Here is a 12,214-nt window from a genome sequence, read left to right as displayed (position 1 = left end):
GGTTGAGCCTCTCGATACGGCCGATGTGGATCGGGTGTGCTGACCGGGTGCCGTGGTCCGCCGTCCTCCGTCGGTGCACGACGGGGCCCGGGCCTACCCGGCCAGCGGTTCAGCCAGGAGGGCGGCGGCGTTCCCGGCGCGCTGGTGCGCCAGCGCGGCCAGTTGGCGTACGGTGTCGGGCCGGGTCCGGATGACCTCGTCCTCCCGCTGCGCGATGAGGTACCGCAGCATCCCCGACATGTTGGTGGTGTCCCGACAGGAGCGGTCGGCGGTCGCCGTGGCCAGCTCCTCGGGCGACGGCGGCGCGTCGTCCTCGGCGCTGTTCCAGCGGGGGTCGCCCTGGGCCTCGTCCGGGTCGGCGTAGTGGTGACCGTGCTGGTCCATGCAGTCCCGCCACCGCCGCACGACGGCCAGGTACCGCCGGTCGGCCCGGGCCTGGTCCCCGGCCTGCTGTTCGAGCCACTCGATCCCCTGGTCGGCCGGGACACCGGGGTCGAGCCCGTCGATCGCCGGCAGGTCCCGGCCGCCGTTGACGGCCCGCTGGCTCTCCCCGTCACAGCCCTTCGCCGGCACCCGCCGCCCGCCGTGGGTGGTGGTGTCGCCGAAGAACACCCCGGTCGCCTCGGCGGGTACGGGGATCGGCCGGCTGCCCCGCCGGGCCGCCGTGGACATCTCCCCGGTGAGGCCCGGCGGCCCCTGGTAGCCGTACCGGGTCACGTCGTGGCCGCCCAGCCAGTTGAGCTGGGTGGCGTGGGTCGGATAGGTCGGCACCCGGGCCTCGGGGATGGGCACGCGCAGCCCGAAGCCCGCCAGGCAGGACTTCAACGACCGGTACACGGCCCGGCGCACCTGCTGGTTCCCGGCGGGCGACAGCTCGTACCGGTCGAACGGCAGCCGCAGTTCGGCGGCGGCGTCGGCGGACTGCGAGACGACGGGTACGGCCGGCTCGGCGGCGGGTTCGGTGGCCGAGCAGCCCGCCGCGACGGTGACGACCAGGATCAGCAGGCAGGTGGCACGGGTCAGGGCCGGCATCTCATCCTCACCTCGGGTGGGGTCCCGGGCCGCCGGTCCGGGATGGCGGCCCGGGACGTCAAGATGGCGCTACCGCCAGGACACCGCCGTGCCGTAGGTGTAGGGACCGCCGGAGTTCCGGGTGTACTTGGCCAGCACCTGGGACGACTCGGTGTCCCGTACGCCGGCCGTGTAGTCGTACGCCCAGCCGCTGCTCCCGTCCCGCGCGCCACACTGGTACTGGCCACCGTTGGGCGTGTACTTCCAGAGCAGCGCGACCAGGCTGGACATCTCGGGGTTGTAGACCTTGGCCCAGGCGTACCAGTGCCCGCCGTAGCTGCCCTCGTTGACCTGGATGTACGTACTGCTGTCGATGTTGGCCCTGGTGCCGGAGACCGCCTTGATGCTCGATGCCTTCGACGGCTGCGACAGCCAGTTGCCGCAGAACGTCGGCTGGTCGGCGGCCGACGCGGGCGCCGCGGCCACCGTCACGGCGGCACCGGTGGCCACGACGGCCGCCAGCGATGCCGCAAGAACCTTCTGGAACATGGTTGCCCCCTGGTGAAAGTGGACCCACCGGTGCGCCGACAACATGCACCGCACACCCTTCGCCGGTGGATCGTTCCCGCCGGGAAGCTGTCCAGCTCCCCTGCGAACACCGTCCCGGGGCGGGCTTGGACGAACCTTGGACGAACCTGGAATCGGGTCTGCTGACCAGCGCCGGTCCGGGCCGACCCGGCCGGTGGCGTTCAGCCCGGCTGAGGCGTGCGGCGGGCACCGACCGCCGCCTACACCCAGCCATTACCCTCAGTGATTTCCGCCCGACCGAACCAGTGCTGTTCGGCCGTCCTTTGCAATGCTCCCCTCCAGGCGACAGACACGAACAGTGAGAACGCGCTGGAGGCGATTCCAACCCATCCTCGGTAAATTCGCAGGTCTGGCGGTGTAGCCGTGAGGGAAGCATTGCAAAGGGGGAGTGCCAGCCTGGTCCGGCGGCCGGCGGCCGACTCACGCACCGTAACGTCCCCGCCGGCCCGCGACCATCACTCAGAGCGCACCGGCTGACCCGCGCGGCGGCCACCCGGTCGGGGTCTGGTGATCGACGGTGCCGAGAAAGGCCCCGAACTGTTCTGCCGGCGCCGCGGGCCGTCGCGGTTCGCTGGAAACCGTGAGGTCCGGCCGCGCGCTGGCCGGCGGCCGTACCGCCTACCCGCGCGGCTGGGCGCCCGGCGGCGGCCCGGGGTCGGTGCGGTGCAGCTGTCGGCGGTAGCCGCTGGGGGTGAACCCGAGGACCGACCGGAACTCGTTGGCCAGGTGGGCATGGTCGGTGTAGCCGAGGTCCGTGGCGACCTCGGCCAGGTTCGTCTCCGGGGCGGCCCGGAGGCGTTCGACCGCCTCCTGGAGCCGCCGGCGGCGGATCATCGCCGACGGCGGCAGTCCGACGTGGCGGCGGGCCAGCCGTTGCAGGGTCCGAACCGACGTGTGCAGGCGGGCGGCGGCGTCCTCGACGGTCAGCACCGTCGGGTCGGTGTCGACGAGGTCGGCCAGGGCGTTGGCGGCCAGGGCCTCCGGGGAGGGTGGCGGCACGGTCCGGCGGAGCCAGTCGACGAAGGCCGCCACCGCCCGCTCGTGCCGGGTCTCCCGGTTGCCGGGCGCCGCCACCGTCGACCCGGAGACCGCCGGGGTCGGGCCGGCCGCCGCCGCGCCGGCCGCCGTCATCGCCGCGGCCACCGCCGCGCGCAGTTCGGGGGCCGGCAGCGGTCGGTAGGTGTCGCGTAGTGAGCCGGGGTCGTCGGTGAAGCAGGGCACCGCCGCCGGGCGCAGCAGGGCGCCCACCGCCCACCCGGTCCCGGTGAGGTCCCGGTACGAGGCGCGGGTGGTCGGGCCGGCGAGGCCGACGGAGTCCGGCTCGACCACCAGATTGCAGGCGGGGAACGCGATCAGGTGCTGCCGGGAGGACCGGCCCGGTGCGATCCGCCACTCCGGGATCCAGAACCACCGCACCAGCGCCGCCACCGGTTCCGGCGCCGGGATCCGGCGGAACGTGGGCAGCCCCGCCGGGTACAGCACGCCGCGATGTGCCAGGCTCACCGCCTCACGGTACGTGTCGCGTATCGCCAAGCCGGCGCCGGTCGGGAGCCGTACGGTCGTTGGCATGACCGAGACGATCACCGCCGCCACCGGCGAATACACCACCAACGGCATCCCGCACGGCGCCACCAGCCTGACCCCGTTCCTGAGCATCCCCGACGCACGGGGGGCGATCGAGTTCTACCGGGACGTGTTCGGGGCCCGGGTGGTGGACGTGACCGAAATGGGGGGGATGGTCGCGCACGCGGTACTCGACTTCGGCGCCGGGCTGCTGCAACTCGGCGAGCCGCAGCCCGACTACGGCCTCGTGGCCCCGCCCGAGGGGGACGGCGACTGCTACTCCATCGGGCTGTACTGCCCGGACGCCGACGCGGTGGTCGCCCGCGCCGAGGCCGCCGGCGCGACCATCCGGGAGCCGCTGTCCACCTTCGTGTCCGGCGACCGGTTCGCCAGCATCCGGGATCCGTTCGGGGTGCGCTGGTCGATCATGACCCGGGTCGAGGACCTCTCCGAGGCGGAGAGCGCCCGCCGGGTCGCCGAGTGGGCCAAGCAGCAGTCCTGACCGGGCGGGACCGGCACCGCGTCGTGCGGCCCGTCGCTCAGGGGTAGGACGGCAGGGTGAGGGCGTTGGCGGCCCGGCGGGCGGACCGGCCCAGCAGCCCGGTCCGGACCAGCAGCGGGGCCATCCGCAGCGCCTGGTTCCGCAGCCACAGTCCGCCGGCGGTGGTCGGGGCGAGCGTGCTCCGGCCGCCGCCGGCGAGTGCCTGGTTGCGGGCCACGAACGGCCGGGTGATCTCCTCGTACGCCCGCAGGGCCACCGCGGGGTCGGCGTGCCGGGCCAGTTCACCGGCCAGCACGTACGCGCCGACCAGGGCGATGCTGGTGCCCTGGCCGGACAGGAACGACGGCGCGTGCGCGGCGTCGCCGGCCAGCGCGACGCGGCCGTGCGACCAGCGCGGCAGGTGGATCTGGCTGACGACGTCGAAGAACAGGTCGTCGGCGGTGTGCATGGCCGTCAGCAGGCGGGGCAGGTGCCAGCCGTCGGGGGCGAAGGCGCTGGCCATCAGCGCGCGTTGGGCGCCGGCGTCGCGCAGTTCCGCGAGCGGTGGTTGCGGTCGGGCCACCGCGAGCAGCCCGAACACCGTGTCGGTGCGTCCCGGCGCGTAGATGGCGGCCATCCGTCCGGGCACCGTGTACGTGACGCCCTCGTGGGCCAGCCCGAACTCGTTGGGCAGGCTGAAGCCGGCGAAGCAGTACCCGAGGTAGCGTACGAACCCCTCCTCCGGGCCGAAGGCCAGCCGCCGGGTGTTCGAGTGCAGCCCGTCGGCGCCGACCACCAGGTCGTACTCGCGCTGGTCGCCGCCCGCGAACGTCACCTCGACGCCGTGCTCGTGCTGGCGCAGCCCGGTGATGCTGTCGCCGAACCGGAACTGCACGTCGTCGCGTACCGAGGCGTACAGGATGGACGTCAGGGTGCCGCGCGGGACCTCCAGGTCACGCCCCGGTACGCCGCCGGTGAGGTGGTCCGGTTGGAGCGCTCCGACCGGCCGACCGCCGGCGCCGACGAAGCTCAGCCGCCGGGTGTCGATGTGCGCGGCGCGACGGCCTCGACGCCGCCGGCCTGGAGGACGCCCTGGTCACGTTCGCGCTGCGGATCTCAACCGAGATGCTCGGCTCGACCGAATTCACCGCCCTGCAACGGCTGGCGCTCAGCGAGGCCGACCACCTGACGCAGGCGGAACGGACCGCCATGGCGAACGACCCGGAGGAGTCCCTCGGCGAGCGGTTCAGCGCGCTCGCCCGCGCCGGGCTGCTGCACGTACCCGATCCGCGACTGGCCGCCGACCACTTCATCGCGCTGACCTTCCTGGTGGCACTCAACCGGCTCCGCTCCACGAACGCCGCCGAGGACCCCCGGGTCCGACCGCTGTTCGTCGCCGGGGTACGGGCGTTCCTGCGCGCCTACCGGCCGTAACGCCCCGGTGCCCGACGCACCAGCGCCGAGGGCCTCCACGGTGGACGGGACGGCGGCGATGCACCGCGACGAACCGGCGGCACCCGATAACGCCCGGCGGTACCCGATGCCGCCCGACGGCACCGTTCCGAATCGGTTCGCCTGAGCCGACCGGCAGGTGGGATACTTTGGCGTACGTCGATGCCATCATTCATCGTTTTAACATGCCAGGGACATTTTTACCTTCGTCGCTCCGCCGCGCGTGGCCGGGCCTGCTGGCCGCCGTCGCCCTCGTCGCCGCCCCGGTCGCGGCGCTGGGGATCGGCCCCGGGGCCGTACCCGCCGCGCACGCGGGCACCGTGCCCGCCGCCCCGGCGGTGGCCCCCGCGCCGCTGTCCACGACCGGACCCACCCCGTCCGGCCCCGTCCCCCCGACGCCGACCCTCGCGCCCACCACGCCGAACACCTCGCCGTTCCCACCGAGCGCGCCGACCAACCTGACCGCCGGCCAGATCACCGCGGGCATCACCCTGAACTGGACGGCCTCCACACCCGGCTGCTGCCCCATCGTCGGGTACGACATCACGTACATCCGGGTGTTCAGCGACGTCATCTACAGCGCGAAGGTCGGGAACGTCACCACGACGACGATCACCAACTACATCTCCCCGGGCGCCGAGTACGTTTTCTACGTGGCCGCCCGGGACAGCCTCGGACACGTCTCGGCGTGGTCCAACGCGCTGAACGTCGTCACCCCGGTCAAGTCCACCGGCCCGGACACCACCCCGCCGTCCGCGCCGAAGAACCTGACCATCACCGATGCCGGCGGCGGAAACTCCACCCTGTCCTGGTCCGCGTCCACCGACGACGTCGGGGTGACCGGGTACAACGTCTACTGGTTCGACGGCTGGTTCAGCTCGCGGGTGATCGCCACCGTGTCGGGGACGTCGTACACCGGGTCGCTGATCCCGATGGGACCGCTGAGCAACCAGTACTACGTGCGGGCCCTGGATGCGGCCGGCAATGTCTCGATCGCGTCGAACAGGGTCGCCGGGCCGACCACGACGCCGACCACCTCGCCACCCACCACCCCACCGCCCACGCCCGGCTGCCGGGTGAGCTACCAGATCCAGTCGGAGTGGGCGGACGGTTTCGTCGCCGCCGTGACGGTACGGAACACCGCGCAGGTCCCGACCGACGGCTGGGCCCTCACCTTCAGCTTCCCCGGCGACCAGCAGATCACCTCCGCGTGGAGTTCCAGCTACACCCAGTCCGGCTCCAGCGTGACCATCCGGAACGCCAACTGGAACGGCACCATCGCGCCGGACGGCACCGCCTCGTTCGGCTTCCAGGGACGCTGGTCCACCAGTGACGCGGCGCCGACGAGCTTCTCGCTCAACGGCGCGCCGTGCACCACCGGCTGATCCGAAGGGTCGAGAATGGGGGCCGGCACGGCAACGCGCCGGCCCCCGTCCCAGCCGATCCACGGTTGTAGGAGACCCAGGTGTCGGATCATCCGCAGCCGATCGTCCCGGTGAACCACGTCGAACCGGTCCCCCGCCGCATCCGCGCCTTCCTCGCCGGCGAGCTGGTGCTCGACACGGTCCGCGCGCGGTACGTCTGGGAGTGGCCGTTCTACCCCCAGTACTACATTCCGATCGCGGACGTCCACCCCGACCTGCTGGTCGACGAGGAACGCACCGAGCAGTCCCGGCGCGGGACGGTCCGGCTGTACGGGCTGCGGTCCGGCGAGACCACCCGACCCGGGTGCGGGCGGTTGCACACCGACGAGGCGCCGAACGGGCTGACCGGCACCATCCGGTTCGACTGGGCCGCCCTGGACTCCTGGTTCGAGGAGGACGAGGAGGTGTTCGTGCATCCCCGCAGCCCGTACGCGCGGGTGGACGCTCTCCGCTCCACCCGTACGGTGCGGGTGGAACTCGACGGCGTCCTGCTGGCCGAGTCGACCTCGCCGGTGCTGGTCTTCGAGACGGGACTGCCGACCCGCTACTACCTGAACCGGACCGACGTACGGTTCGGCCACCTCGTGCCGTCCGGCACCGTCAGCCAGTGCCCGTACAAGGGGCGGACCACCGGCTACTGGTCGGTGCGGGTGGGGGACACCACCCACCCGGACCTGGCCTGGTCGTACGACTTCCCCACCCGGCAGTTGCTGCCGATCGCCGGCCTGGTCGCGTTCTACAACGAGAAGGTCGACCTGACCGTGGACGGGCAGCGGCTCGCCCGGCCCCGGACGCACTTCTCCTGACCCGCCGGATGACGCGGCCGACGGCCGTCCCGGCCGGAGATCAGGGCCACGAAGCCGGTCGGGCACCGACGTCAGTCGAGGATCGTCACCGAACGCCCCTCGGCCACGGCGTACGCGCCCGCGGAGAGCGCGCCGAGGCTCGTGGGGTTGAGGGTCAGCGAGACGACGCCGCCGGGCAGCACCCGTGAGCTCTCCTCCACCGGCACGAGGGTCGCGGGTGTCGATCCGTCCGGGAACAGGCGCTTCCCCGCACCGACGACGACCGGGAACTGGAGCAGCCGGTAGACGTCGACCAGTCCCGCCCGGTGCAGCGTCCGCACGAGTTTCCAGCTGCCGTGGACCTGGAGTTCCCCGCCGCGGAGCGCCTTGAGGCGGCGCACCTCGTCGACCGGGTCACCGCGCAGGACCGTGGTCGGGCTCCAGTCCGCCTCATCGTCGGTCAGCGTGGAGCTGACGACATACTTCGGCAACGTGTTGAGTTTGGCGGCGATCAGGTCGTCGGGTTCGGTGACCTTCGGCCAGTACCCGCCGAGCAGGCCGAAGCTGGTGCGGCCGAAGAGGAACGCGCCGGCCGCGCGGACCCAGCTCTCGACGACCTCGTTGGTGTGCGCCGAGGCATGCGGAACGAGCCACCCGCCGCGGTCGAAGCCGCCGGAGCGGTCCTCGTCGGAGGCTCCGGGTCCCTGCATGACGCCGTCAAGACTGACGAAGGTGTTGACGCTGAGCAGCACGATTCTCCCCTGAACTCGGGTCGCGGACAGCCGGCCGGGGTTGGCTGGCTGACGGACGCTAGCTGCCGGGTCCAGGGTGGGTCTTGTACAGGAACGACATCGCGGCACCCCGGCCGGCCCGCAACTCCCCGGCGGTGCATCCGACGTGGCGACGCAGCGCGTGCGCGAGGTGGGCCTGGTCGAAGTACCCCAACCTGTCGACGACCGTGCGCCAGTCGAGGCCGTCGCGCAGCATCGTGGCCGCGGCGTTCGCGCGGTCGATCCGCCGTACGGCGGTTCGCGACAGCCCGGTGATCGCCCGGTAGCGACGCTGCCGGGTCCGGTCGGTCGGGCGGGTCCGCTCGGTGGGGCTGACCGCGGGATGCTCGTCACCCTGCTCCTCGTCCCCGAGAGGCGATCGCAGCAGCAGGCCCGCGTCCCGCAGGCGCCGGACGAAGTGCTCGACGTTCTCGTACGTCGGCGCCTCCCAGCTCTCGCCGTCGATGACGATCCGGCCCGATTCCGTCACCGGGATCGGCACGTACCCATCGACGATCGAGGCCGCGGGATGCGGCCGGAGAACCGCGCCGAAGGCGAACCGGACGCCGAGGAACTCGGTGCCCGCCGGGACCGGTGCCCTGGTCGCTCTGGTCTCCGGCCCGCGCAGGCCGGCGTGTAGGCGTCCCCGAGCCCGCGAGAGGATCAGGTGCCAGCAGGTGCGTGCCGCGGACGTCATGATCTGCTCCGTGTCGGAGCGGGTGCGCCACACGCGGTCGACGAGGCCCACGCCGAACTCGGTGTCACGATGCTCGAACCGCAGGGCCATGGCCTCCCCCGTCCTCGGTCCGCCGAGGTTCCCTCCCGAGGCTACCGACATCGAACCCGGGACCGAGGCGCCGGCAGGGGCCACCCCGTGCCGGGCGGCGGCCGAGCGGGTGACGACCGGGTGGGTGACCAGTGACACATGCGAAGTAGTGCCATTTTTACGCACTCATGCCTTATTCACGATCTCTGACCGTTTGTTGCTCATGTTCCGTCCGACATACGTTGCCGTCAGCAAACAAAAGCGAGGCCAGATCCCCTGTTCGGGGAGGCATCCATGGCGCTGGCGAGGGGGTACGGACGATGAGCGACGCTCCGGTTCTGCTGGAGATGCGCGGCATCACCAAGGAGTTCCCCGGTGTCAAGGCGCTGTCCGACGTCAACCTGACGGTACGGGCCGGTGAGATCCACGCCATCTGCGGGGAGAACGGCGCCGGCAAGTCGACGCTGATGAAGGTGCTCAGCGGGGTCTACCCGTACGGCAGCTACGACGGCCTGATCAACTACCAGGGCGCGGAGAGCCGCTTCACCGACATCCGGGCCAGTGAGCAGGCCGGCATCGTGATCATCCACCAGGAGCTCGCGCTGATCCCGGGCATGTCCATCGCCGAGAACATCTTCCTCGGCAACGAGCCCCGGCGGCACGGCGCGATCGACTGGAAGGCCGCGAACCGGATGGCCCTCGACCTGCTGGCCCGGGTCGGCCTGGACGAGAACCCGGACACCCTGGTCAAGGACATCGGCGTCGGCAAGCAGCAGCTCGTGGAGATCGCCAAGGCGTTCGCCAAGAACGTCCGGTTGCTCATCCTCGACGAGCCGACCGCCGCGCTGAACGAGGCCGACTCCCGGCACCTGCTGGACCTGCTGCGCGGCTTCCGGTCACGCGGCATCACCTCGATCATGATCTCCCACAAGCTGAACGAGATCGCGGCGATCGCCGACCGGATCACCATCCTGCGCGACGGCCACACCGTCGAGACGCTGGACGTCGAAGACGGTGGCGTGGACGAGGACCGGATCGTGCGCGGGATGGTCGGGCGCGAGCTGAGCAGCCGGTTCCCGGACCACACGCCGAAGATCGGCGAGGTCTTCTTCGAGGTCCGGAACTGGAACGTCCGGCACCCCATCTCCGCCGACCGCCAGGTCTGCAAGAACGAGAGCTTCGTCGTACGCCGGGGCGAGATCGTCGGCTTCGCCGGCCTGATGGGTGCCGGCCGCACCGAACTGGCGATGAGCGTCTTCGGCCGCTCCTACGGGGTGTACGAGTCGGGCACCATCATCAAGGACGGTCGGGAGATCGTGCTGAAGTCCGTGGCCGACGCCGTCGCGCACGGGCTCGCGTACGTCAGCGAGGACCGCAAGGCGCTCGGCCTCAACCTGCTCGACGACATCAAGGCGTCGACGGTGGCCGCCAAGCTGTCCAAGATCTCCCACCACGGTGTCCTGAACCAGGTCGAGGAGTACCGGGCCGCCGAGAGCTACCGGCGGGAGCTGCGGACCAAGGCCCCGACCGTCGACGAGAGCGTCGCCAAGCTCTCCGGCGGCAACCAGCAGAAGGTCGTGCTGGCAAAGTGGATGTTCACCGACCCCGACCTGCTGATCCTCGACGAGCCGACCCGCGGTATCGACGTGGGCGCCAAGTACGAGATCTACGGCATCATCCAGCGGCTCGCCGACCAGGGCAAGGGCGTCGTGGTCATCTCCTCGGAGCTGCCTGAGCTGATCGGGCTCTGCGACCGCATCTACACCGTGTTCGAAGGCGCCATCACCGGCGAGATCGCCCGGCGCGACGCGGACCCGGAAACCCTCATGAAGCAGATGACCTCCACGAAGAGGACGCAGACACGATGAGCAGATTCAAGGACCTGCAGAAGAACCTCTTCGGCGGGACCACCTCGAACGCCCGCCAGTTTGGGATGATCTTCACCCTGGTCGCGATCGTGGTCCTGTTCCAGGTCCTGACCAACGGGCTGACGCTGCGGTCGGACAACCTGATCGCGCTGTTCCAGCAGAACTCGTACATCCTCATTCTGGCCATCGGCATGCTGATGGTGATCGTCGCCGGGCACATCGACCTGTCGGTCGGCTCGGTGGCCGCGTTCACCGGCATCCTGGTGGCCAAGGCGATGGCGGACTGGTCCCTGCCGTGGCCCGTGGCCATCCTGTTCGGGCTGGTCATCGGCGCGGCCATCGGCGCCTGGCAGGGCTTCTGGGTGGCCTACATCGGGGTGCCGGCGTTCATCGTCACCCTGGCCGGCATGCTGCTGTTCCGCGGCGGCAACCAGTTCATCGGCAACGCGAACACCATCCCGGTGCCCGAGGGCTACCGGGCGATCGGCTCCGGGTTCCTGCCCGAGGTCGGCCCGGCCACCGGCTACAACAACCTGACCCTGCTGCTCGGTCTGGCCGCCTGCGCCGCCGTGGTCTGGCGGGAACTGCGGGCCCGCCGGACGCGCCGGGAGATGGACGCCGACCCGGCCCCGATGTGGATCTCGCTGCTGCGGCTGGCCGTCATGGTCGGCGCGATCGTGTTCGCCTCGCTGCGCTTCGCCAGCGGCCGCGTCGGCACCAGCTTCCCGGTGTCCGGGATCATCCTGGTCGCGCTGGTCATCGCGTACTCCTTCTACACCCGCAACACGGCCGGCGGCCGGCACATCTACGCGGTCGGCGGCAACTCCCGGGCCGCGGAGCTGTCCGGGGTGAAGCTCAAGCGGGTCAACTTCCTCGTCATGATGAACATGTCCGTGCTCGCCGCGCTGGCCGGCATGATCTTCGTGGCCCGGTCGGCGGCCTCCGGACCGCAGGACGGCAACGGCTGGGAACTGGACGCCATCGCCGCGGTGTTCATCGGTGGCGCCGCCGTCGCCGGTGGTATCGGCACGATCAGCGGTTCGATCGTCGGCGGCCTGGTGATGGCCGTGCTGAACAACGGTCTGCAACTGCTGGGCGTCGGCACCGACCGCGTACAGATCATCAAGGGCCTGGTCCTGCTGCTCGCCGTGGGGCTGGACGTCTACAACAAGAGCCAGGGTCGCTTCTCGGTGATCGGCAGCCTCACCCGCGCGTTCCGGCGGGACAGCCCCGGCGGCCCGGCCGTACCCCCCGGTTCCGGCGGTCCCGGCGCGCCAGGCGGCGGTCCCGGTGGCCCATCCGGCGGCCCCGGTGGCCCGTCCGGTCCGGACGGCCCCGGCGGCCCGGACGGCCGCACCCCGCCGTCCGGCCCCGGCCGACAGCCCGACCGCGCCGCGGTACCCGCCTGACGGCCGCAACCGGTCGGCCAGGGCCGGGATGGCGTCGGACGCGGCGCCACCTGACGGATCCCACGAACAACTTCCCACCAATTCCTGTAGAGAAGGG

At 71.5% G+C, this 12,214-nt stretch carries 12 protein-coding genes; 6 read left to right on the top strand and 6 right to left on the bottom strand.

Annotation, left to right across the window (positions count from 1 at the left end):
- Window positions 1–93 precede the first annotated feature (93 nt).
- The 3 genes from ACXN5W_RS06250 to ACXN5W_RS06240 all read right to left on the bottom strand — a co-directional run bounded on the left by ACXN5W_RS06250 (window position 94) and on the right by ACXN5W_RS06240 (window position 3,102).
- Window positions 94–1,032, bottom strand: coding sequence for a hypothetical protein (locus ACXN5W_RS06250; RefSeq protein ID WP_473157179.1), 939 nt, complete (start codon window positions 1,030–1,032; stop codon window positions 94–96).
- A 69-nt stretch (window positions 1,033–1,101) separates the two neighbouring features.
- The gene (locus tag ACXN5W_RS06245) at window positions 1,102–1,560 is read right to left on the bottom strand and encodes a hypothetical protein (RefSeq protein ID WP_473157178.1); all 459 of its coding nucleotides are present in this window, start codon (window positions 1,558–1,560) and stop codon (window positions 1,102–1,104) included.
- A gap of 657 nt (window positions 1,561–2,217) precedes the next feature.
- Window positions 2,218–3,102 (bottom strand): AraC family transcriptional regulator, encoded by an 885-nt coding sequence (locus ACXN5W_RS06240; protein WP_473157177.1) that lies wholly within the window; start codon window positions 3,100–3,102, stop codon window positions 2,218–2,220.
- Between the two features lie 64 nt (window positions 3,103–3,166).
- Between ACXN5W_RS06240 and ACXN5W_RS06235 the strand changes: the two genes are divergently transcribed.
- Entirely contained in the window at window positions 3,167–3,664 is a 498-nt protein-coding gene (locus ACXN5W_RS06235) for a VOC family protein (protein WP_473157176.1), read from the top strand.
- A gap of 37 nt (window positions 3,665–3,701) precedes the next feature.
- Here the strand turns inward: ACXN5W_RS06235 and ACXN5W_RS06230 are convergent, their stop codons facing one another.
- Entirely contained in the window at window positions 3,702–4,538 is an 837-nt protein-coding gene (locus tag ACXN5W_RS06230) for an FAD-dependent monooxygenase (protein WP_473157175.1), read from the bottom strand.
- A gap of 185 nt (window positions 4,539–4,723) precedes the next feature.
- Here ACXN5W_RS06230 and ACXN5W_RS06225 point away from each other — a divergent pair, with 185 nt between their 5' ends.
- The 3 genes from ACXN5W_RS06225 (at window position 4,724) to ACXN5W_RS06215 (ending at window position 7,325) form a co-directional block, all read left to right on the top strand.
- Window positions 4,724–5,077: a TetR/AcrR family transcriptional regulator C-terminal domain-containing protein gene (locus ACXN5W_RS06225; protein ID WP_473157211.1), complete on the top strand. Its 354-nt coding sequence runs from the start codon at window positions 4,724–4,726 to the stop codon at window positions 5,075–5,077.
- A gap of 203 nt (window positions 5,078–5,280) precedes the next feature.
- The gene (locus ACXN5W_RS06220; RefSeq protein WP_473157174.1) at window positions 5,281–6,480 is read left to right on the top strand and encodes a cellulose binding domain-containing protein; all 1,200 of its coding nucleotides are present in this window, start codon (window positions 5,281–5,283) and stop codon (window positions 6,478–6,480) included.
- 80 nt (window positions 6,481–6,560) lie between these two features.
- Window positions 6,561–7,325, top strand: coding sequence for a DUF427 domain-containing protein (locus tag ACXN5W_RS06215; RefSeq protein WP_473157173.1), 765 nt, complete (start codon window positions 6,561–6,563; stop codon window positions 7,323–7,325).
- A gap of 71 nt (window positions 7,326–7,396) precedes the next feature.
- Here ACXN5W_RS06215 and ACXN5W_RS06210 read toward each other — a convergent pair whose 3' ends face one another.
- On the bottom strand, window positions 7,397–8,056 hold the full coding sequence (locus ACXN5W_RS06210) for a dihydrofolate reductase family protein (RefSeq protein ID WP_473157172.1): 660 nt from the start codon (window positions 8,054–8,056) through the stop codon (window positions 7,397–7,399).
- Between the two features lie 58 nt (window positions 8,057–8,114).
- Window positions 8,115–8,861, bottom strand: coding sequence for a helix-turn-helix domain-containing protein (locus ACXN5W_RS06205; protein ID WP_473157171.1), 747 nt, complete (start codon window positions 8,859–8,861; stop codon window positions 8,115–8,117).
- 299 nt (window positions 8,862–9,160) lie between these two features.
- Between ACXN5W_RS06205 and mmsA the strand changes: the two genes are divergently transcribed.
- Window positions 9,161–10,708 carry a multiple monosaccharide ABC transporter ATP-binding protein gene (gene mmsA / locus ACXN5W_RS06200; protein WP_473157170.1) on the top strand — a complete coding sequence of 516 codons (1,548 nt, stop codon included), beginning with the start codon at window positions 9,161–9,163 and terminating at the stop codon, window positions 10,706–10,708.
- On the top strand, window positions 10,705–12,117 hold the full coding sequence (gene mmsB, locus ACXN5W_RS06195) for a multiple monosaccharide ABC transporter permease (RefSeq protein WP_473157169.1): 1,413 nt from the start codon (window positions 10,705–10,707) through the stop codon (window positions 12,115–12,117). Before mmsA ends, mmsB begins: the two co-directional genes overlap by 4 nt.
- Window positions 12,118–12,214 lie beyond the last annotated feature (97 nt).

It is taken from the genome of Plantactinospora sp. A48 (genome assembly GCF_055793945.1).
Note: the sequence above shows the minus strand (reverse complement) of the source record. Positions and strands in the feature narration are given on the sequence as shown.